This window comes from Phormidium tenue FACHB-1050 (assembly GCF_014696925.1).
Taxonomy (GTDB): domain Bacteria; phylum Cyanobacteriota; class Cyanobacteriia; order Pseudanabaenales; family Pseudanabaenaceae; genus Pseudanabaena.
In genome coordinates, this window is sequence record NZ_JACJQY010000009.1 from 72,450 (window position 1) to 94,953 (window position 22,504).

Sequence of the window (22,504 nt, forward strand, 5' to 3'; positions counted from 1 at the left end):
ATCCCAAAGCACAAAATGCGTAGCCATTTTGTGCTGTTAAAACCCTTGCTGGATATAGCTGTTAAAACCCAAATAGTGTAGGGCGGCGCTTCGCGCCGCCCTACACTATTTGGGTTTTAACAGCTATATTACACATCACGGTATATTTAGCTAAAGATACAATCATCCTCGCTATGTCAGAACCTTCGCATTATTGGATTGTTAATGTTCGGATTCCTAATTGTTTTATCGATAGTGAGATTCTTGAGCAGAATCTAGAAACTAGACTCAAGCCAACATTACAACGCGATCGCCTATTCCCTTGTCACCTCGAAATTCGGAATGGTCAAATAACAGATATTTTACCGAACTCTCAAATTTCACAAATCCCGACCGAGAGTTTACCAATCATTGATGGTAAGCAAGGAATCCTGATTCCTTGCTTTGCAGATTTACACACCCACCTTGACAAAGGACATATGTGGGAACGTAGTCCGAATTTAGATGGCACATTTCAAGGCGCACTCAAAGGCGTGTATCTAGATTGCACAGAACAACGCAATTGGAACTATGAAGACCTCTATCGCCGCATGGAATTTGGGCTGAAATGTAGTTACGCCCACGGCACAAAAGCAATAAGGACGCATTTAGATTGTCCACCGCATCAGGTGAAAACGACATTGCAAGTGTTTCAAGAATTGCGCGAGAAATGGAAGGAGAAAATCACTCTTCAAGCTGTGTCATTAGTGCAACTTTCCTATTTTGCGACTGCGGAAGGAGAACAATTTGCGGATGCGATCGCCGATTTAGGTTGCATTCTTGGCGGCATTGCCCATATGGCTCCAGAACTAGATCAACATTTAGATCGGATTCTGACCTTGGCTGTCGAACGTAACCTCAGTGTTGATTTCCATGCCGATGAAAATAATGACCCTGAGTCACGCACATTGCATCATATTGCCGAAGCAGGTTTAAGAAATAATTTTAGTTCGCAAATAGTCTGCGGACATTGCTGTAGTTTGGCAGTGCAAGAGGAAGATACCGCCAACGCCACGATCGCCCTCATCAAAGAAGCAAATATCGGCATCGTTAGTTTGCCAATGTGTAATCTGTATTTACAAGATCGCGTTGCCGATCGCACACCTCGCTGGCGTGGGGTGACACTAGTGCGGGAGCTTAATGATGCAGGTGTAACCGTGTCTCTAGCTAGTGATAACTGCCGTGATCCTTTTTATGGATTTGGGGATCATGATCTATTGGAGGTTTTCAGCATGGGAACAAAAATTTCGCATTTAGATACACCCTATGACAACTGGATCGAGTCAGTGACTTCACGCCCTGCGGCTTTGATGGGCTTATCCGATGTTGGTAAGATTGGGATTGGACAAATTGCAGATTTGGTTCTATTTAAAGCACGTAGCTATAATGAGTTGCTCTCTCGCCACCAAGGCGATCGCACTGTGTTTAGAAATGGCAAGGCGATCGATACTACTCTGCCCGACTATGCAGAACTTGATGATTTGATATAGTCGTATGCTAACGATAAATTAAAAAAACATGAAAAACCTTTCTAGTAGCCAATTTAACTACCGTCTATCGATTCCAGAGCCAGAAAATCATCTATTAGAAGTTGAACTAGCGATCGCTGATTGGCAAGCTGAATTTATCGATCTGAAGTTGCCAGTCTGGACACCTGGTTCCTATTTGGTGCGTGAATATGCTAAACATCTGCAAGATTTTGAGGCAACTGATGCTACGGGAAATCCTCTATCGTGGCAAAAAATCAGTAAAAATCATTGGCAGGTGAAATATGCAAGTAATAGCAATCATCCCAAAGATACAACCATCAAAATTCGTTATCGCATCTTCTGTAATGAATTAACCGTCCGTACTAATCATATTGATCGCACCCATGCCTTTTTGAATGGTGCAGCCGTATTTATGTACGTGCCCGAACATCAGCAGAAACCCTATACAGTCGAGATTGGCGAGATCAAAGATAATTGGCAAATTGCGACAGCTTTACCAGCACTTGAGAACGCTACGCATACTTTCTATGCCAAGGATTTTGACACTTTAGTTGATAGTCCCTTTGAGATTGGGATGCATCAGCGCTATGAATTCACAGTTTTGGATAAACCCCATAGCTTTGTCGTCTGGGGGCAACATAATGCGGATATGCAGCGGATTGTGAAAGATACGGCAGCGATCGTCGCCGTGGAAGCGGAAATATTTGGGGGACTACCCTACGATCGCTATGACTTTATTCTTCATGCTGGCAACGGTTTTGGCGGACTAGAGCATAAAAACAGCACCGTCCTGCTCTACAACCGTTTGGGCTTTCGCAAAGAAGAGAGCTATCTCCAATTTATGAATCTCGTCGCCCACGAATTTTTCCATACATGGAATGTAAAACGGATTCGTCCTAAAGCCCTAGAAAAGTTTGATTACGACAATGAGAATTATACAAGTTCACTTTGGTTTAGCGAAGGAACTACCAGTTATTATGACCAAATTTTCCCGCTTCGGGCTGGGCTGTACGATGCTAAGCATTATCTCAAACTAGTTAGCAAGGCGATCACCCGTCTGCAAACAACCTTTGGACGAAATGTTCAATCCCTCTATGATTCTAGTTTTGACACATGGATTAAGCTCTACCGTCCTGATCCAAATACCCATAACAACCAAATTTCCTACTACCTAAAAGGGGAATTAGTATCGCTGCTGCTAGATTTACTAATTCGTTCTAAAACTAATAATTTGAGATCGCTTGATCGGGTCATGCAGATTATGTGGGAGCGCTTTGGGAAAGAAGAGATTGGCTTTAGCGAAGCAGAACTCCATGAAGTCATCGAGACAGTCGCAGGTGTTGACCTATCGAATTTCTGGAATGATTATCTCTACGGCACTAAAGAACTGGACTATAACTATTATCTCGAACCCTTCGGGCTAGAATTACGCACATCTCGCCAAGATATTCCCTTTACGGGGATGACGCTGAAAACTAAAAATGGGCTTGCAGAAATTGAGAAGGTTGAGTTTGGCTCACCTGCTCAAAAAGCTGGGCTTAGCACAGGTGACATGGTAATCGCGATCGCAGGAATTCGAGTCACAGCAGAAAACTTTAGCGATCGCCTCCGCGATTACGTATCTGGTGAAACGATCGCCGTTACCACTTTCCAGCAAGACTTACTACAGACGGTTGAAGTTACTTTGCAAGCTCCCATCTGTAATCATTTTGATCTAGTCCAAATTACCAATCCGTCACCCAACCAAGAGCTAAACCTAAGATTGTGGCTTAGCATCGAATCATAAAGAATAGAATCGGTGCAAAGCGCCGATTCTATTCTTTATGATTCGGTTTAGTTACCCCTTGCGCCCTTAACAAAACCTCAATTTCTTCGGCAGGTAGAGCCTTATAGAAAAAATAACCTTGGATCTGATCGCAGCCAAGCGATCGCAATATATCCACCTGCTCGATCGTTTCCACACCTTCAGCAATCACATTTAAACTCAAACTATGGGCTAAATTAATAATTGAAGCCACAATTGTCCGATCATGCTCACTGTGAGTAACGTATTCGATAAAGATACGATCAATTTTTAGAGTATCAATTGGCAAATTTTTCAAATAACTTAGAGCCGAGTAACCAGTTCCAAAATCATCAATTGACAACTGAATGCCCATTTGACGGAATTCATTTAACAAGATAATTTTTTCTTCCACATTATCCATCATGATCCCCTCGGTAATTTCTAGTTCTAGAAAATGCGGATCAAGATTTGTTTCTTCAAGAATTTGTTGTAAACAAGATAGAAAGTCCTTTTGCTGGAGTTGCTTGATCGACAAATTTACGCCAACTTGAATTGGCGGTAGTCCCTTATCTTGCCATGCGATCGCCTGTAAACAAGTTTGTCGCAATACCCAAGATCCGATCGCCGTAATTAGCCCTGTTTCTTCGGCAAGGGGAATAAATTGACTCGGTGGAATCGAACCTAAAGAAACATGTTTCCAGCGCAGCAAGACTTCTAACCCCACAATTTTGCCTGTGAGGATATCGACTTGAGGTTGATAGTAGGTCAGTAATTCGTTGTTTTCTAACGCCCTTCGCAGATTATTTTCCATGGACAAGCGCTGAAAACTCTGCTCCTGCATATTCGGAACATAGAACTGAAAGCTATTTTGTCCTTCAGCTTTAGCCCGATACATAGCCATATCTGCATTCCGAATTAGCCCCTCAACTTCAGTATGATGATCTGGATAAATACTTGCACCAATACAAGTGGTGATATGGAGTTCATGACCACCACAGTTAAAAGGTAAAGTCAAAGCCTGAATCATGGCTTCAGCAACTTGGACAACGGCATCTGTAGAATGAATATCCATAGCCACGATCGCAAATTCATCCGCGCCCCAACGCACCATTAAATCACCCTGTTTCAGCAAACTCTTGAGGCGATCGCTAACGGCTTTTAGCAATAAATCACCAACATTATGCCCTAGAGAATCATTAATTAACTTAAACCGATCAATATCTAAAAATAAAACTGCAAATTGTTGTTCTTTATCTTCTAACTTGTTGATAACTTCAACCAAATGTTCATGCAAATATTTTCGGTTGGGCAAACCTGTCAGTGTGTCATGATGACTTTGATAGGCGATGATCGCTTCGGCTTGTCTTTGTTTGGTCACATCCGCTATGTGGATACGAATGACTTCATTCCAAGGCATAAAATGAATGATTTCTTCAAATACCTTGTCATCAATCATCACCTCTCGCACAAAGAATTTGCGGACAGGATTCGCCAATGGCACTAACTGAGCCAACAGTTCTTGAAGCAAGGGATGACTAATTCGCTTCTCTTCAAGATTAGGAAACTGAGATAAAGCCGCAGGATTAAGATAAAGGATTTTGCCAACAAGATTTAACTCAATAATTGGTTGGGGATCTAGCTCAGGCGATGAAATGAATTGGTTAACGGTCTTATGGATATGAGCAGATATATCTTGATCAGCAATAGAGAGTAAAGGCGAAAATCGAAATAGCTCAGTCTCATCAAAGGGCGAATTATTCAGATAAGGATAGCTGCTTTGAGTAATCTGATTTTGATAGTTATTACTTTTAGGGATGTTAGTAATCGCACTGATTACCTGATATACCGCCTTAGTATCTTTACTAAATAGAATTTCGTCACCATGGGATAATATATGCGAAAATCTCTTTTTGCCGTTAATTAAAATTCCGTTTGTACTACGTTTTCCTTCTACACTGCCATCAATTATTCGGAAAAAGCTTGAAGACTTTTTAGAAGTTACAGCTAATAAAGTTGCATGTTGACGCGATACAAGATTAGACCGCAGAATTATCGAATTACCCAAGCTTCGTCCTAATGAATAAGTCATATTATTCAAGAGAAAATTGCGAAAACCTTGTGGATCTTCAACCGTAATTACGTGATGAAGCATCTCTTTGATCTCAAGAGTGGATGACTCTTCTGGTCTCACCTGAATAATGTCCCTTTACAACGAGCTTTAGAAGGATTGGCAGTTATATAAACTATTACATCTGTGTTAAAAGTATCATTAACCGATAGTTTTAACAAAAATTAGCATTTCACTTGAGTGAAAAACGTTCTAAGCACATGTATTTCTTAATCTAAGAATTTCTTTACTTTTGTAGATTACTCGCTTTAAGGATATTAAGTCTAATTATATAAATTTATGAGTTGAAAACAGTCACTTAACTTACGGTTATACAACTAGATTTAGCGTTTGTGAAGTGAATACTAGTAAATTTACGGCTTTCCAAGTAATTTTTGAGGGATTTTAGATAAATCAGTAGATTAACGAACTATAGGATATTTTTGGCAAGTGCGGATGCAAAATAGTTTCTAAAAATACCTTGGCTTAGGTTTGAGCGCAAATGGCAAAACCTCCCCCCATCTAATCTACCGTGTACACACGTCTAATACCAAAACTAAAAATGGCTCCGCCATTTTTAGTTTTAAAACCCTGTAAGGGTTTGGTTTTTAATTCACAAAAGTGTTGGCTCACTTTTGTGAATTGGTATAACTGTCTACGTTTCGATGTATACCTATAGTCACTTACACAAACCCAGAAGACGAGTGGCGGCGCTTCGCGCCGCCACTCGTCTTCTGGGTTTGTGTCCTAACAAGAATGGCGACAGCTATATCTAAGCTCAGTTCGGGTTAATTACAAACTAGCTCCTAGAGAGGGTTCACGGCGCGAACCCTCTCTAGGAGCCAAAACAGTAAAAGCCTCGCGAAGCGAGGCTTTTACTGTTTTGGCTTTTAAAATTTTGTAGCTTATCCCGAACTCACGTTATCTAAGCCCCCTAAGTGCCACAATTCTTGGGGACTTTGAAAGAATCTTATTTTCTTGTCCCAAAACCCAAAATAAAAGTGGCGGCGCGAAGCGCCGCCACTTTTATTTTGGGTTTGGATTTGTTCGAGATATCTTTTTTATTGCCATATAAAATGTTGGCATTAATCAGCCCTTAATACCAATGCCAAAAAACAATGTCAGAAACCTGTAGAACATGGACTGAAGTTCAGCAAACATTTCAGAAAATATGGGGATATGACGATTTGCGTCCATCTCAGCGTGCTGTAGTTACCAGCTTATTGGAAGGACAAGATAGTTTGGCAATTATGGCGACAGGAGGTGGCAAGTCTATTTGTTTTCAATTACCAGCAATAATCAATGAAGGATTAACTTTGGTGATTTCTCCGTTACTTGCCCTGATGGAAGACCAAGTACGGGACTGTAAATCGCGACATCTATCCGCCGCTTGTTTACACAGCAATTTATCGCAAATGGAGCGTCGTGAGATTTTGCGTAATCTCTCAAGCACGAGCTTGCTTTATGTTTCACCAGAAACCCTCTTGAGTGAGCCTGTCTGGGAAAAACTCAGCGATCACCAATTAAAAATTTCAGGACTAATGCTTGATGAAGCCCATTGTCTGGTGCAGTGGGGAGACTCATTTCGACCGAGCTATCGTCGATTAGGAGCCGTGCGATCGGCTCTGATCGCTCAAAAGCCCGATCATCACCCACGCATAGCTCTAGCAGCATTTACAGCCACCGCCGATCGCAATACGACTGCGGAGTTACAGGCTTGTTTGAATCTAGAGAATCCCCAGATTGTGCGTACTAGCCCCTATCGTCCCCATCTCAGTCTCCAAGTGGCGATCGCATGGACACCCGCAGGACGTAAATCCCGCACCCTCAAATTTATCCGCGATCGCAAGGGGCAATCGGGATTGATCTATGTGCGTAGTCGCCGTGATGCAGAAATATTAGCCACTTGGTTACAAGAAAACTCGTTTAAAACCGCCGCCTATCATGCAGGCTTACCACCCCAAGAGCGTCGGCATATCGAGCAGCAATGGCTGACTAATCAATATCCCTTTGTAATCTGCACTTCAGCCTTCGGGCTAGGCATTAACAAACCAGACACCCGTTGGGTCTTGCATTTTCATCCGCCTTTAACACTTTCAGAATATATCCAAGAAATTGGACGAGCAGGACGCGACGACAAACCTGCGGAGGCGTTGATGCTAGTCAGTGAACCAACAGGATTACTTGATGATAGCGATCGCCAAAGGGTAAATTTTTTCTTGCAACAGCAGCAAAAAATTCAACAACAAGCTCTAGCTCTTTTGCCAAAGCTACCGCGACAAGGGAATTTCGCGGAAGTTGCCAAAATACATTCTGATGCGGCGATCGCGCTGGGGCTATTGCATCGTGCAGGTCATCTCACATGGAAAACACCTTTTGTTTATGAAATTCATAGCTTACATAACCAGCAACAAAAACTAAAACAACAAATGGGGGATCAAAGCAAAGTTTCTCAAATGCAAGCTTATAGCCGTGTAAAAGGCGATCGCTGGGCTTTTTTACTTGATAACTTTGGTTTTGAGGAAGAATCCAAGTTACTGCTAAGATCTAAGAGCTAACTTAATTTTTCTTAACAACAGGGAAATATACGTGTCGTCTTCGACTATTCATCGGATCAATCTTGACAATCCGCTTACCGATACATCTTCGACATCTCAAACTGAGCTTCCGTTTACCTTCCAAGATGTAAAATCTGCGATTCCTGCTGAATGTTTTGCTCCTAATGTATGGCGATCGCTCGCCTATTTTTTTGCCGATGCGGCAATTATTGTGGGTTTGTACGCCACTGCTGCTTACTTAGATGCATGGTGGTTTTATCCAATTTTTTGGTTTGCTATGGGGACAATGTTTTGGGCTTTCTTCGTGGTCGGTCATGACTGCGGACATGGCTCTTTCTCACGCATTAAATGGCTAAATAACTTAATCGGACACTTGACCCATATTCCGATCCTCGTGCCATATCATGGCTGGCGCATCAGCCATCGCACTCATCACCAAAACACAGGTAATATTGACACCGATGAAAGTTGGTATCCAGTTACTGAAAGTCAATACAAGGCGATGGACTGGATTGGGAAATTCATCCGCTTTGATGCCCTGTTGTTTGCTTATCCTTTGTATTTATTTAAGCGATCGCCTGCGCGTCCCACAGCCTCGCATTTCGTTCCCAACAATGATCTTTTCCGTGAATCTGAGACTAATGATATTCTCACCAGCAGCATCCTCTTTACAGTGATGGTTGGGTTTTTAGGATGGTTGGGTTTTACCTATGGTTTCCTATTTCTGTTTAAGTTTTACATCGTTCCCTATCTGATCTTTGTAGTGTGGCTTGATCTTGTCACCTACTTACACCATACCGAAGCTGATATTCCTTGGTATCGCGGTAAAGATTGGTACTTTTTGAAGGGAGCGCTTTCCACTATTGATCGTGATTATGGAATCTTCAACGATATCCATCACAATATTGGCACTCATGTTGCCCACCACATCTTTATTGGCATTCCTCACTATCATCTTAAGACTGCTACTGAAGCGATCAAACCAGTTTTAGGCTCCTATTACCGAGTTTCCAACGTGCCAATCTGGAAATCCTTCTTTACTTCTCAAAAGGCTTGTATATTTGTCCCTGACTCAGGCAGTGGCGTATATTATAGCGATCGACTTACAGATTAAAAAACGACCCAAAACCGATCCCAAAAAAGAGAGGGGGGCGCAACGCGCTCCCCTCTCTTTTTTGGACAAAAGCCGTCCACTTCACATTTTTTGGGTTCGTACTTATAATGTAAGTGAGCATTAAGTATTATTACTGTCTTACTACCAATTCACAAAAGTGTGAAGACACTTCTGTGAATTAAAAACCAAACCCATTAAGGGTTTTAATTCGCAAAATAGCTACGCCATTTTGTGTTTTGGTATTATCTACAAAGTAGATCTGCCCAAACTTTCATCTTACTTAATACTCCAAACTAAATACCGCAATTATCTAAAAACATAAATTCTCCTGCTTGCAAACCTTTGTTGGAGGCTACCTAATAATATGTCTACCGAAACTATTCAACGTCCCGAAACCATACGCAAAATTGCACCAAGATATCGGGTTTTGTTACATAACGACGATTACAACTCAATGGAATATGTTGTTGAAACCTTAATGCAAGTCGTAAATGGGCTTACGCAGCCGCAAGCTGTCGATATTATGATGGCAGCTCATGCGAGTGGTTGTGCCTTAGTAATTACCTGCGTGCAAGAACATGCCGAATTTTATTGTGAAGGACTACAAAGTAAAGGTTTAACTAGCACCATTGAGCCTGAATCATAAGTAAAAAAGGAGCGCTTAGCACTCCTTTTTTGCGATCGCATTACCAAACGCTAAATGTAGAGAACAGGTAGGATTGTTATTAACAAAATCCTACCTGTTCTTTTATTGTGAATCTCGATCGCTTAAATTCCTATCCAGCACCAGCCCGCATCATTCTATTTTTACTAACTTTGTTGGTGCTATGGCTACCGATCGCCGCACCAATGTATTTAATTTGGGGGGAGACGGTTGGGGTAGCCCTGACAATTTTGTTGTATTGCGGATTTTTGGGATTAATTTGGTTCTGGGGACGCAAAATTGCTAAATATTCGCATCCCTATCGCTATTACGGTTTGTCATTTACTCGCAAAAATGGCAGCGATTTTTTGTTTGGCTTGGGACTAGGCTGTGTGACCCTGATTATTTTCTTTGGACTACAGGTAAGTCTGGGTTGGCTAGCAGTACAAACTGTCACTTGGCAGCAGCCCTTACCAGATAATCTCTTACCAGCGATCGGCGTGTATTTTGTCGATTGGCAAGGGGCTATATTACCTGGGCTGTTGACTTCTGTTGGTGTGGGATTTGCAGAGGAAATGTTATTTCGTGGTTGGGTGCTATCGGAGCTAGAGCGTGATTATTCCAAAAATACAGCTTTACTGGGTTGCAGTCTCGTATTTGCGATTTTGCACTTTATCAAGCCCCTAAATGTAATTCTCGAAACATGGAGCCAATTTCTCGGTTTAGTGATGCTCAGTGTTGCCCTAGTCCTAGCTCGACGCAGATGTGATGGCAGATTAGGGATCTCAGTGGGCTTACATGGTGGCTTAGTTTGGTGTTATTACATTGTCAATACGACCCATTGGCTAAAACCAACAGGCGTTGTGCCTGAGTGGGTAACGGGTATTAGTGGCAACCCGATCGCAGGTGTGATGGGAATTATTTTTTTAAGTGCGATCGCGATCGGCTTTCATAAAAAATAAAAAGAGGCTAAGCCTCTTTTTATTTTTTATGAAAATTCCTATTGCAAGTAGTGCAATAAATGTATATGATTAGATTCGCTTGGAAAACAACTAAGCAAAGGGTCGATGCCCGAGTGGTTAATGGGGGCGGACTGTAAATCCGCTGCGTAAGCTACGTTGGTTCAAATCCATCTCGGCCCATCTAAATAAAAAACGGCTGGTATGCTGGTTAATAATGGTCAAAGACCATCAATGACCATTATTACCGCCTTTTTTTTTAGGCAATATTTAAAAAATGGCTAGCCAATCAGGATTAAACCTATGACAGACAGACTAGACAGAATTGAAAATATCTTGCTTGACATCTCAGAAAAAGCTAAAAAAACTGAAGCGATCGCTAACTCAAATGCTCGTGCGGTAGAGGCTATGTTGCAGCAGATGGCAATGGATCGAGAAGAGCGCAATGCAGTTTTAGAGATGATTGCTAAGCAACAAAAACAACTAGACCGACATCAACGCATTCTTAAAGGATTACAAACCGAAAATCGTCGCATTTTAGACTTACTGATCAACAATCAACCTGAACCAGATGACGACGAATAAAAAAGGAAAATCGGCACGATGTGCCGATTTTCCTTTTTTATAGGAAATCTCTTATATATAGCAAAGCAAGTTTTGCTTAGGACATAAAACCCAAGAATCAAGTGGCGGCGCTTCGCGCCGCCACTTGATTCTTGGGTTTTGGTTTGTACTAGCTAACTCTTTTTTTGCTATAGCTGTCGCCTTTCTTGTTAGGACATAAAACCCAAATAGTGTGAGGCGGCGCGAAGCGCCGCCTCACACTATTTGGGTTTTGATTTGTGCTGATACAGGTAGACACAAAATGGCGTAGCCATTTTGTGTCTTAAGCAAAGATTTGCGCGAGTGCTTTATCAATATCTGGATATTGGAAAGCAAATTTATTAATCTCAGCTTTGTGTGGCACAACTCTCTGACCATCTAGCAATACCGTTGCACCTTCGCCAAATACCAAGATCAACGCCGCCGCAGGAACAGGCAAAAAGGCAGGACGTTTAATTGCCCTAGCAAAGGCAACCGTAAAATCTTCATTGGTGACAGCTTTAGGAGCAGTCCCATTGAGTGCGCCTGTAATCTGATTATTACTCAAAGCATAAATGATTAGCTCCACCAGATCGTCGCGATGAATCCATGAAAACCATTGCTTGCCAGTACCAATTTTGCCGCCACCACCAACTTGAAAAATCGGTAACATTTTGGCGATCGCCCCACCCATACCTAACACAATTCCCGTTCTTAGCTTGACTAGGCGCACGCCTAAGCCAGTAACAACATCGGCAGCAGCTTCCCACTCCTTGCAAACATTCGCTAAGAAGTCATCACCTGCATTACTATATTCGTCAAAGGATTTATCTAGACTTGTACCGTAATAACCGATCGCTGAACCACTAATTAATAACTGTGGTTTCACATCGGCTTGGGCGATCGCCTCAACTAACACTTTTGTAGTTAAAATACGACTATCACGGATTTCTTGCTTACGTTTATCAGTCCAACGCACACCAGCGAGGGGTTCGCCAGCCAGATTAATTACCGCATCACTACCAGATATCACCTTCGCCCAATCACCCAATTTAAAAGGCGTGTAGCTAATTACTTCAACATTGGGAAAAGTATCTTGGGGAAATTGACGGATTGCTTTTTGAGAATTACGAGCTAAGACGACAATGCGATTACCTAAAGCATGTAATCGCTCAACTAATTTCACACCAACAAACCCAGTAGCACCCGTTAATACAATCTTCATCATATATTTTTGTTTAGATTACTAGAGACATCAGCCCAAGACTAGTCGCTTATTTTAATGTGAAAACATCTTCGTAACCACATACATGCATAGTTCACCAGAAAATAAACAAAGCCAAAAGTCTCGCAACAAACTGTTGATCGTTGATGATGAAGAAGACAACTTAGACTTACTTCAACGTATTTTTCATCGAAGTCATCTAATCCTGCGGGCTAAGAATGGGTTTGAGGCTTTGGCAATCTTAGCCAAGGAGCCAGATATTGCCGTGATCGTCTCCGATCAGCGAATGCCCATGATGTCGGGGACGGAGTTTTTAAGTCAAGTTGCCGAGCGTTATCCTGACACATTGCGGATCATTCTGACCGCTCATACCGATGTGCATGATTTGGTGGAAGCAATCAACCAATCCAAAGTTTTTAAATACATTACTAAGCCTTACAAAATAGAAGAATTAGAGGAAGTTGTCCAACAGGCGACCGAAATCTATAAATTATTGCAATTAAGAACTTCCAAACTGCGTAACGATCTTGAAAATGCCGAAGCTAGGTATCAAAGCATTTTTGAGAATGCGATCGAGGGGATTTTTCAGACGACAATTGATGGACGTTATCTGATCGCTAATTCCATGCTTGCCCAGATTTATGGATATCCTTCTACGGAGTCTCTGATTAGTAATGTCACGAATATAGCCAATCAGATTTATGTCAACCCATTACGTCGTCAAGAATTTATTAATGTTTTGCGTACCCATGACACGGTTTCTAATTTTGAGTCGCAGGTTTATCGCCGCGATGGCACAAAAATCTGGATTTCAGAAAATGTGCGTGCAGTCAGGGATTTTGATGGCAATCTAATCGGATTTGAAGGTACTGTACAGGATATTTCCCAGCGCAAGCGGGCTGAAGAAGAATCACAATTATTACAATGCTTGACCTTAGAAATTAGTGCTGCTAATGATTTTCAAACGGCGCTAGAAGTAGTCCTTACCAAAATTTGTCAATTTACGGGATGGGACTATGGCGAAGCATGGATACCAGCGGGGGAAGAATCTTTGACATGTAGCCCTGCATGGTACAGCAGTATTGAGGGTTTAGAAGATTTTCGTCGGGTGAGTGAGAGAATCTCTTTCCCCATGGGAATTGGTTTTCCAGGAAGAGTTTGGGGAAACCAGCGCCCAGAATGGATTTGGGACATTTCTCTGGAGGCAGAGTCCCACTTCTTACGCAAATATCCTGCTTTAGAATGTGGTTTGCGATCGGGTTTGGCAATTCCCGTCAGTGCCGACACTAATGTGGTCGCCATCATGGTTTTTTTTACCAGATCTCCCAACGATCGCGATCAGCAATTAGTGGGCTTAATTGGGGCGATCGCCATGCAGTTGGGGGTATTGATGCGCCGTAAGCGAGATGAAGAAACACTCCGCTTGATGAATGAAGAACTTGCCCTAGCACGCGATCGCGCCCTAGAAGCAAATCGCACTAAAAGCACCTTTGTCGCTAATATGAGCCATGAATTACGCACCCCTCTCAATGCGATTATCGGCTATAGCGAGATGTTGCAGGAAGATGCAGCTTTATTGGGATTAGATGATTTTGAAGATGATCTCCAAAAAATTCATCGCTCTGGAAAGCATCTCCTAGATTTGATTAACGACATTTTGGATATGACCAAAATTGAAGCTGGTAAATTGGAAATTTATTACGATGATTTTGATGTGCCAATGCTGGTATTCGATACCAGTAGAACAATTCAGCCATTGTTGCTCAAAAACAATAATCATCTAGAGATAGAATGTGATCTCCAACTTGGAGAGATTCGCGCCGATATGACGCGCCTACGCCAAGTTCTCTTAAACATTTTAAGTAATGCCTGTAAATTCACGAAATCAGGTGAAATTAAAATTCAGGTAAATCGCCAAAATTATATTCAAGGCGAATTTTTCTGCTTCACGATTAGTGACACAGGCATAGGCATTAGTCCCGAAAATCTGCAAAAACTGTTTCAACCCTTCAACCAAGCTGATAGCTCCACGACCAGACAATATGGAGGAACAGGGCTAGGGCTAGCCATTAGTCATCGTCTTTGCCAAATGATGAGTGGAGATATTACGGTAACTAGTCAATTAGGAATAGGTTCGACTTTCACGATTTGCTTACCTGTCGATTGCGAAAGTGTAGCCAAAAACTCGCAAAAAAATGCACAAAATTCCTTGCCCAATTTATCAAAGTTGCCTCAATCCCTACCACAGGAGACAGATAATCCACAGCAAAAACATCCTTCGATTTTAGTGATTGCAGACGATCCGTTGATCCATCAAAGTACCCATGCTTCTCTTAATCATTTGGGAGTTTCCATCTACTCATCCCTAAGTGGAGAGAATGGCATGAAATTAGTCTACCAAATTTTACCTGATGCGATTATTTTAGATATGCAAACTCCCTCTATGAGTGGATGGGAAATGCTTAAGGAATTAAAGTCACAACCTTTAACTTCTGGAATTCCGATTATTTTGCTGACAATCAATGATAATGACGAGATCTATCAAGGCTGTGAGATTGGAGCAAATGATTATTTGTTTAAGCCGATTGATCGCGATCGCCTGCTTACGATCATTGATAAATACCGCAATGAGCAAAAGTCTGAGCTTTCAGTATTAGTAATTGAAGATGACCTCAATACTAGAGCAATGTTGAAACGGATGCTAGAAAAAGAGGGTTGTATTGTCTCTGAAGCTCAAGACGGACATGAAGCCTTAGAAGTAATGACAAAGCATATGCCGCAGTTAATTCTGCTTGATTTGATGATGCCCAATGTCGATGGCTTTGAATTAATTCATTTACTAAGGTTGCGATATAACACTCCACCAATTCCAGTTATTATTATCACCGCTAAAGATTTAACGAATGCAGACTGCATTCGTCTAAGTGGATCATTCCAAAAAATCCTGCAAAAGACTAATTATAGTTACGCTCAACTGCTAGAAGAAATTGTCCAAAGACTCTATAAATTGGGAGTCTTGACAACATTCGCCGCGCCGTAGGCGTGGCGAATCCTTCAAATTCTGGGTACTTTGCCAATGATTGCGATAGACTATTGATTGTTTTCTAGCGCCCCAGCATATAGACCGCTATTTCAATGCCAAACACCAAACCAAATCCTAATATCACGATCCATCCTCGCGCCATCGTTCATCCCCATGCCAAAATTGGTGAGGGTACATCCATCGGAGCCGATGTCATTATTGACGAATTTGTGGAGATTGGCGATCGCTGCGAGATTCGCGCTAGAGCAATCATTACAGGGCATACTAAGATCGGCAATGACAACCAAATTGGCTATGGCGCAATCGTTGGCTCGGAGCCTCAGGATACCTCTTACAAAGGCGCAGTTAGTTTTGTAGAAATCGGCGATCGCAATGTGTTGCGTGAATATGTGACGGTCAATCGTGGCACTAAGGAAGGCTCAGCGACAACCATTGGCAATGATAATTTATTTTTTACAGGTGCTCATGTAGCTCATAATTGTGCGATCGGCGATCGCGTAATTTTAGTAAATAATGTGTTGCTAGCGGGTTATGTGGAAGTACATGACTATGCCTTTATGGGTGGGGACTCAGTAGTACATCAATTCACGCGCATTGGTTCCTATGCGATGATTCGTGGTCAAACTCGCCTTGGCATGGATGTACCACCCTATTGCATGGCTGTGGATACAAATATGGTGTTTGGCCTCAATCGCCTTGGTCTACGTCGCAATGGGTTTAGCCACGATCGCCGCCGTTCTATTCTCTCTGCCTATGAGGTGATCTATAAGTCCGATCGCAATCGTACTCAAGCGATCGAATTTCTAGAGTCAGCTCCCGAATTTGCCAATAATCCTGATATTCAATTATTTTGTAGTTTCATCAAGAATAGTCGTCGCGGTATTTGTAAGCTCTATGAAAAAGGTGCAAGTCGCATCGAAGAAGATCGGGATTAAAGCAAAACTCAAAATGGCTACACCATTTTGAGTTTTGCTTTAATCCCTTGCTGGGTTTGGTTTTCAACTCACAAAAGTGTGACAACACTTTTGTGAGTTGGTATTAGCCGTAATAGGCTTGGATCATTAACTGCTTGAGATCGGCTATTAAGGGATAACGAGGATTCGCACCCGTACATTGATCATCAAACGCCTGATCAGCCATATCTTCTACATGGGTCATGAAAAATTCTTCACCCGTACCCTGCTCTAAGAGAGCATCTTTAATCGTGGCAGGAATATCCACTTGACGTTTGAGATCTTCGATCGCCGCAATCAATAATTCCACCTTCTCATCATCGGTATCACCACCCAAGTTTAGATAGTTAGCAATCTGGGCATAGCGCCATTTACTATTGGGATACTTGTTTTGAGAGAAAATCGCTTGCTTAAAGGGCGTATCGGTGGCGTTGTAACGGATCACATGGGAGATCATCAGCGCGTTAGCTAGCCCGTGAGCAATATGACAAGTGCCGCCTAATTGGTGAGCGATCGAGTGACATACACCTAAGAAGGCATTAGCAAAAGCCATCCCTGCGATCGTGGCAGCATAATGCACTTTTTCTCTCGCTTTAGGATCTTTGGCTCCATTGTTATAAGCGCTGGGTAGATATTTGAACAACAAACGAATCGCTTCGAGGGCTAAGCCATTGGTATATTCTGAAGCAAGTACGGAAACGTAAGACTCGATCGCATGGGTGAGGGCATCAATACCGCCATAAGCCGTTAAGCGTTTGGGAATATTCATCGTCAATTCAGGATCGACGATCGCCATATTAGGGGTTAGGGCATAGTCCGCGAGAGGATACTTAATGCCAGTTTTCTCATCGGTGACAACTGCAAAAGGAGTAACTTCAGAACCAGTTCCCGATGTGGTGGGAACTGCCACCATCATCGCTTTTGCGCCTAAAGGAGGAAGTTCATACACCCGTTTGCGAATATCCATAAATCGCATCGCCAAGCCTTCAAATTCGATATCGGGATGTTCGTACATCAGCCACATGATTTTGGCGGCATCCATTGGCGAACCACCACCAAAGGCAATAATCACATCAGGGTGGAAGCTGTTACAGATCGCTAAACCTTTGCGGACTGTGGCAAGCGAAGGATCGGGTTCGACATCATAAAAAGTATAGTGGGCGATACCGATTTCTTCTAAGCTATCGGTGACTTCTTTAGTTAAGCCCAGTTCAAACAAAGGGCGATCGGTAACAATCAACGCGCGTTTTCGACCCATGAGATCCCGCAAAGCGACAGGCAAGCAGCCAGCTTTGAAGTAAATTTTTGGTGGGATGCGAAACCAGAGCATATTTTCGCGTCGTTCGGCGGCGGTTTTGATATTCAGTAAATGATGGGGAGTCACGTTTGCGGAAATCGAGTTACCGCCCCAACTACCACAGCCCAGTGTCAGCGAAGGATCGAGTCGGAAGTTATAGAGATCACCGATCGCACCCTGAGAAGATGGTGTATTAATTAACACTCGCGAAGTTTCTAACTTATTCTCAAAATAGCGAATATGCTCTTGATTATTAGGCGCGGTATACAACACCGAAGTATGCCCATGTCCACCAAATATAACCAATGCTTCTGCCTTATCCACCGCTTCATGGAAATCTTCAGCACGATACATCGCAAGGATCGGCGACAATTTCTCAAAGGCAAAGGGTTCATCCTGAGAAATCTTCTCCACTTCACCAATCAATACTCTGGTATTTGCAGGAATCTCAAATCCTGCCACCTCGGCAATCTTTAGCACTGGCTGTCCTACAATCGCGGCATTCAGTCTGCCATCCTTGATAATTACTTGGCGAATTTGGTCACGCTCTACTTCATTGAGGAAATATGCACCACGCTTGATAAATTCCTCTCTCACCGCATCATAAATCGCATCAACTACTACTACTGATTGTTCAGAAGCGCAAATCGTGCCATTGTCAAAGGTTTTGCTCAGAATAATCGAACTTACTGCCATCTGAATATGCGCGGTTTCATCAATGATCGCAGGCGTATTTCCCGCACCAACACCGATGGAAGGATGTCCTGAAGAATAGGCAGCCTTGACCATCCCCGGTCCCCCCGTAGCCAAAATCAATTTGATATTCGGATTTTGCATCAAAGCCTGAGATAGCGGTACGGTCGGCTCATCAATCCAGCCAATAATATCGGGAGGCGCACCTGCGGCTACGGCTGCATCAAGAACAATTTTTGCCGCAGCGATCGTGCAGTCCTTAGCATGGGGATGCGGCGAGAAGATGATTCCGTTGCGGGTTTTCAGCGCAATCAAAGACTTAAAGATGGTGGTAGAAGTGGGATTAGTGACAGGCACAATTCCCGCTAACAGCCCCACAGGTTCAGCAATACGTTCATAGCCAAAATGCTTGTCCGACTCAATCACACCACAAGTTTTATCATTCTTATACTTGTTGTAAATCATCTCCGAAGCAAAGTGATTCTTGATTGCTTTATCTTCAATCACACCCATGCCCGATTCTTTGACCGCCGCCTTCGCCAGAGGAATTCGCGCAGCATTTGCTGCCAGCGCCGCCTGCTTGAAAATGCGATCGACCTGCTCTTGGGTAAAAGCAGCAAACTCAGCTTGAGCAACTTTCACCCGCTGAATCAACAATTCCAATTCTTCGACATTTGTGACTTTCATTTGTAAATACTCCTCATTTTTATTTTTTATTTTTTAGCTTTTAGCCGTTAGCTGTTAGCCACACTAGACTTAAAAATCCGCTACCAATCACCAATCACCCATTACCCATTACCAGACTAAAAAGCCAAAAGCCAAAAGCTAAAGCCCCACTGCCCCCAGTGCATTAATTCCGCGATCGCGAAATATATCAACCGTCTGTTTTACGAGTTCAGGTGTTGCTGGTGGTGTGTCTTTGAGGGAATAGGGCAAGCCTAGCTGCTCCCATTTGTATTCCCCCATTTTATGAAATGGCAGCACTTCCAATCTTTCTATATTTTTCAAAGTAGCTATGAAATCAGCAAGTTGCGTGATGTTTTCCTCATTGTCTGTAAGATGTGGCACTAATACAAACCGAATCCATGCTGGTTTACCAATTTCGCTGAGATGCTTTGCTAGAGCTAGCGTCGGCTCAATAGAAACATTGGTAACTTTGTAATAGAGTTCAGGAATATAGGATTTGATATCCAGCAGAACCAAGTCGGTTTCTTCGAGAACTGATTTTGCTGCCTCGATCGCACAGTAACCTGATGTATCAAGGGCAGTATCCAAACCTAGCTCGTGACAACGCTTAAATATTTCCCTTGTAAATTCAGGCTGCATCAAAGGTTCGCCGCCACTGACGGTTACGCCACCTTTGCGAATGAAAGATTTACATTTTTTGATCTCGTCAATTAGATAATCAACGGTGACTTCTTTGCCATCATGGGCGCTGCGACAGTCTGGATTATGACAGTAGAGACAGCGTAGGGGACAGCCTTGAGTAAAGACAATAAATCTGATTCCAGGGCCGTCCACTGTACCGAAGGTTTCGATTGAGTGAATGCGTCCAATTCCCGACATAGAATTTCCTAAGTAATTTTTATAAAGAGTGCTGCTTTGCAGCACTCTTTATAGATTAGACACGTTCGTGGAACGTGCGCTTAATCACATCCAATTGCTGCTCACGGGTGAGCTTAATGAAGTTCACCGCATAGCCTGAAACCCGAATCGTCAGTTGTGGATAGTTCTCAGGGTGATCCATCGCATCCAGTAAAGTATTGCGATCCAGAGCATTCACATTAATATGATGTCCACCATCATGGAAATAGCCATCTAACAAACCAACCAGATTATTGGTGCGATCGCTTTCCTGTCTACCCAGAGCCATTGGCACAATCGAGAAAGTATTCGAGATACCATCCTGACAATCGCTGTAGGGCAGTTTGGCAACCGATGAAAGCGAGGCGATCGCGCCGCAACTATCGCGTCCATGCATCGGATTAGCTCCAGGAGCAAAGGGTTCGCCAGCCCTACGTCCATCGGGAGTGTTACCCGTTTTCTTGCCATAGACCACATTGGAAGTAATGGTCAGCACGGATTGAGTAGGCACTGCATGGCGATAGGTAGGATGTTTGCGAATTTCATTCATGAACCTTGCCACGATGTCGATCGCCATATTATCTACGCGATCATCATTATTGCCATATTTAGGATATTCGCCTTCGGTTTCGTAATCTACTGCCAAGCCTTGCTCATTGCGAATCACTTTCACCTTGGCATGTTTAATAGCCGAGAGCGAGTCCGTCACCACAGATAAACCAGCGATTCCACAAGCCATCGTTCGATAGACATCGCGATCGTGTAGCGCCATTTCGATCCGCTCGTAGCAATACCTGTCATGCATATAGTGAATGACATTGAGCGTATTGATGTACGCCTTAGCAAGCCAGCCCATCATTTGCTGCAAGCGTTCATTGACTTCTTGGTAATCGAGATATTCAGCCGTGATCGGGGCAAAGTTAGGAGCAACTTGCTCCCCAGACTTCTCATCTTTACCACCGTTAATCGCATAGAGCAAAGTCTTCGCAAGGTTAACCCTCGCCCCAAAGAATTGCATCTGTTTGCCAATTCGCATTACTGACACACAGCAGGCGATCGCATAGTCATCACCATAGATGGGGCGCATCAGATCATCGTTTTCATACTGAATGGAACTTGTGTCGCTGGAAATCTTGGCGCAGAACTGTTTGAAGTTTTCAGGCAAATGTTCTGACCAAAGCACCGTTAAGTTAGGCTCAGGAGCCGCACCCAAATTTGAGAGCGTATGCAAAAATCGATAACTAGATTTGGTAACCAAAGTCCGACCATCGGCACTCATACCACCGATCGCTTCGGTTACCCATGTGGGATCGCCTGAGAATAAGTCGTTGTAGTCAGGAGTACGCAAGAAACGTACCATGCGTAACTTCATTACGAAATGGTCAATCAGTTCTTGCAATTCAATTTCTGTGGTTAGACCATTCCTTAAATCTCGCTCGAAATATATGTCTAAAAACGTTGAAACTCGACCGAGGGACATCGCAGCCCCATTTTGTTCTTTGACCGCACCTAGATAGCCAAAATACAGCCATTGCACAGCTTCTTTTGCGGTCAATGCAGGGCGACCAATATCAAAGCCATACTTAGCCGCCATTTCCTTTAGCTCAAACAAAGCGCGAATTTGTTCGGATAGTTCTTCACGCAGACGAATGGTTTCTTCGTCCATTACATCTAATTCGAGAGATTCTTTCTGAGTCTTTTTGTCATCAATCAGGCGATCGACCCCGTATAAAGCTACACGGCGATAGTCACCAATGATCCGTCCCCGTCCATAGGCATCAGGTAAACCAGTGATGATCCCTGATTTCCTTGCCTTTCGCATTTCACTGGTATAAGCGTCAAACACACCATCATTATGGGTTTTGCGATATTTAGTAAAAACTTCTTCCGTTTGGGGATCAAGTTGATAACCATAGGCTTCCAGTCCCGCCTTAACCACACGAATACCGCCATAGGGCATGATGGCGCGTTTTAGAGGTTTATCAGTTTGTAAACCCACAATTTGTTCTAGTTCACGATCAATATATCCAGCATCATGTGCCGCGATCGCCGTAGGAATCTTTGTATCAACATCCAATACCCCTTTTTCGCGCTCTAGCTTCATTAGTTCCAAGACTTCCTGCCAAAGCTGCTGTGTTCTTGCGGTTGGCGCAACTAGAAATTCGGCAGATCCTTCATAGGGAGTGTAATTCTTTTGGATAAAATCCCTAACGTTAATTTCTCTTGTCCAACTGCCTTCCGTAAAGCCCTGCCATTCTACATACATTGCTTTAATCTCCAAATTTTTTGCGAAAGATTAAAATCAATTTATCTTTCTATTCCATTATAGATTTACCTACAAGTTCCCAAGAGAATGCTGTTAATGTCATTACAAAAGTTAACTACGCGATCGACTCATCACATCGCTTGATGACAACAAAATCTTGGAGTTAATTAGGTCATGAAAATTGCT

The 22,504-nt window shown here is 42.9% G+C and carries 14 protein-coding genes and 1 tRNA gene; 10 read left to right on the top strand and 5 right to left on the bottom strand.

The annotated features are described in order from the left end of the window. Positions 1-173 precede the first annotated feature (173 nt). Positions 174-1,508 (top strand): cytosine deaminase, encoded by a 1,335-nt coding sequence (locus H6G05_RS08000; RefSeq protein WP_190577672.1) that lies wholly within the window; start codon positions 174-176, stop codon positions 1,506-1,508. A 28-nt stretch (positions 1,509-1,536) separates the two neighbouring features. Continuing rightward, positions 1,537-3,294 carry a M61 family metallopeptidase gene (locus tag H6G05_RS08005; protein WP_190577673.1) on the top strand — a complete coding sequence of 586 codons (1,758 nt, stop codon included), beginning with the start codon at positions 1,537-1,539 and terminating at the stop codon, positions 3,292-3,294. Positions 3,295-3,322: 28 nt separating this feature from the next. On the opposite strand, the gene H6G05_RS08010 is transcribed toward H6G05_RS08005, so the two are convergent. Continuing rightward, positions 3,323-5,446, bottom strand: coding sequence for an EAL domain-containing protein (locus H6G05_RS08010; RefSeq protein WP_190577674.1), 2,124 nt, complete (start codon positions 5,444-5,446; stop codon positions 3,323-3,325). Between the two features lie 1,073 nt (positions 5,447-6,519). On the opposite strand from H6G05_RS08010, the gene H6G05_RS08015 reads away from it, so the two are divergent. The 6 genes from H6G05_RS08015 to H6G05_RS08040 all read left to right on the top strand — a co-directional run bounded on the left by H6G05_RS08015 (position 6,520) and on the right by H6G05_RS08040 (position 11,260). After that, on the top strand, positions 6,520-7,959 hold the full coding sequence (locus tag H6G05_RS08015; protein WP_190577675.1) for a RecQ family ATP-dependent DNA helicase: 1,440 nt from the start codon (positions 6,520-6,522) through the stop codon (positions 7,957-7,959). Positions 7,960-7,990: 31 nt separating this feature from the next. Beyond that, a complete protein-coding gene (locus tag H6G05_RS08020; RefSeq protein WP_322096338.1) occupies positions 7,991-9,073 on the top strand; it encodes a DUF3474 domain-containing protein in 1,083 nt (360 codons plus the stop codon). Between the two features lie 364 nt (positions 9,074-9,437). After that, positions 9,438-9,719 carry an ATP-dependent Clp protease adapter ClpS gene (clpS, locus tag H6G05_RS08025; protein WP_190577676.1) on the top strand — a complete coding sequence of 94 codons (282 nt, stop codon included), beginning with the start codon at positions 9,438-9,440 and terminating at the stop codon, positions 9,717-9,719. Between the two features lie 107 nt (positions 9,720-9,826). Beyond that, complete coding sequence (locus tag H6G05_RS08030) at positions 9,827-10,678, top strand: CPBP family intramembrane glutamic endopeptidase (protein WP_322096339.1); 852 nt, start codon at positions 9,827-9,829, stop codon at positions 10,676-10,678. A gap of 99 nt (positions 10,679-10,777) precedes the next feature. Beyond that, a tRNA-Tyr gene (locus H6G05_RS08035) sits at positions 10,778-10,858 on the top strand. 120 nt (positions 10,859-10,978) lie between these two features. Further along, entirely contained in the window at positions 10,979-11,260 is a 282-nt protein-coding gene (locus tag H6G05_RS08040) for a hypothetical protein (protein WP_190577677.1), read from the top strand. A gap of 301 nt (positions 11,261-11,561) precedes the next feature. Here the strand turns inward: H6G05_RS08040 and thyD are convergent, their stop codons facing one another. Continuing rightward, positions 11,562-12,485: a thylakoid membrane protein ThyD gene (thyD, locus tag H6G05_RS08045; RefSeq protein ID WP_322096340.1), complete on the bottom strand. Its 924-nt coding sequence runs from the start codon at positions 12,483-12,485 to the stop codon at positions 11,562-11,564. A gap of 82 nt (positions 12,486-12,567) precedes the next feature. On the opposite strand from thyD, the gene H6G05_RS08050 reads away from it, so the two are divergent. Continuing rightward, positions 12,568-15,522, top strand: a complete 2,955-nt coding sequence (locus tag H6G05_RS08050; RefSeq protein WP_190577678.1) for a response regulator — start codon at positions 12,568-12,570, stop codon at positions 15,520-15,522. Positions 15,523-15,617: 95 nt separating this feature from the next. Further along, a complete protein-coding gene (lpxA, locus tag H6G05_RS08055; protein WP_190577679.1) occupies positions 15,618-16,460 on the top strand; it encodes an acyl-ACP--UDP-N-acetylglucosamine O-acyltransferase in 843 nt (280 codons plus the stop codon). A 103-nt stretch (positions 16,461-16,563) separates the two neighbouring features. Here lpxA and adhE read toward each other — a convergent pair whose 3' ends face one another. The 3 genes from adhE to pflB form a co-directional block, all read right to left on the bottom strand. After that, positions 16,564-19,185 (bottom strand): bifunctional acetaldehyde-CoA/alcohol dehydrogenase, encoded by a 2,622-nt coding sequence (adhE, locus tag H6G05_RS08060; RefSeq protein WP_322096342.1) that lies wholly within the window; start codon positions 19,183-19,185, stop codon positions 16,564-16,566. Between the two features lie 108 nt (positions 19,186-19,293). After that, on the bottom strand, positions 19,294-20,034 hold the full coding sequence (gene pflA / locus H6G05_RS08065) for a pyruvate formate-lyase-activating protein (protein ID WP_190577681.1): 741 nt from the start codon (positions 20,032-20,034) through the stop codon (positions 19,294-19,296). A 55-nt stretch (positions 20,035-20,089) separates the two neighbouring features. Then, entirely contained in the window at positions 20,090-22,318 is a 2,229-nt protein-coding gene (gene pflB, locus H6G05_RS08070; RefSeq protein ID WP_190577682.1) for a formate C-acetyltransferase, read from the bottom strand. Positions 22,319-22,504 lie beyond the last annotated feature (186 nt).

Coding starts and splice junctions, on each gene's coding strand:
- pflB (WP_190577682.1), bottom strand. CDS start 22,318: ATGTATGTAGAATGGCAGGGCTTTACGGAAGGCAGTTGGACAAGAGAA.
- thyD (WP_322096340.1), bottom strand. CDS start 12,485: ATGATGAAGATTGTATTAACGGGTGCTACTGGGTTTGTTGGTGTGAAA.
- H6G05_RS08005 (WP_190577673.1), top strand. CDS start 1,537: ATGAAAAACCTTTCTAGTAGCCAATTTAACTACCGTCTATCGATTCCA.
- H6G05_RS08015 (WP_190577675.1), top strand. CDS start 6,520: ATGTCAGAAACCTGTAGAACATGGACTGAAGTTCAGCAAACATTTCAG.
- H6G05_RS08050 (WP_190577678.1), top strand. CDS start 12,568: ATGCATAGTTCACCAGAAAATAAACAAAGCCAAAAGTCTCGCAACAAA.
- H6G05_RS08000 (WP_190577672.1), top strand. CDS start 174: ATGTCAGAACCTTCGCATTATTGGATTGTTAATGTTCGGATTCCTAAT.
- H6G05_RS08040 (WP_190577677.1), top strand. CDS start 10,979: ATGACAGACAGACTAGACAGAATTGAAAATATCTTGCTTGACATCTCA.
- pflA (WP_190577681.1), bottom strand. CDS start 20,034: ATGTCGGGAATTGGACGCATTCACTCAATCGAAACCTTCGGTACAGTG.
- H6G05_RS08010 (WP_190577674.1), bottom strand. CDS start 5,446: ATGCTTCATCACGTAATTACGGTTGAAGATCCACAAGGTTTTCGCAAT.
- clpS (WP_190577676.1), top strand. CDS start 9,438: ATGTCTACCGAAACTATTCAACGTCCCGAAACCATACGCAAAATTGCA.
- lpxA (WP_190577679.1), top strand. CDS start 15,618: ATGCCAAACACCAAACCAAATCCTAATATCACGATCCATCCTCGCGCC.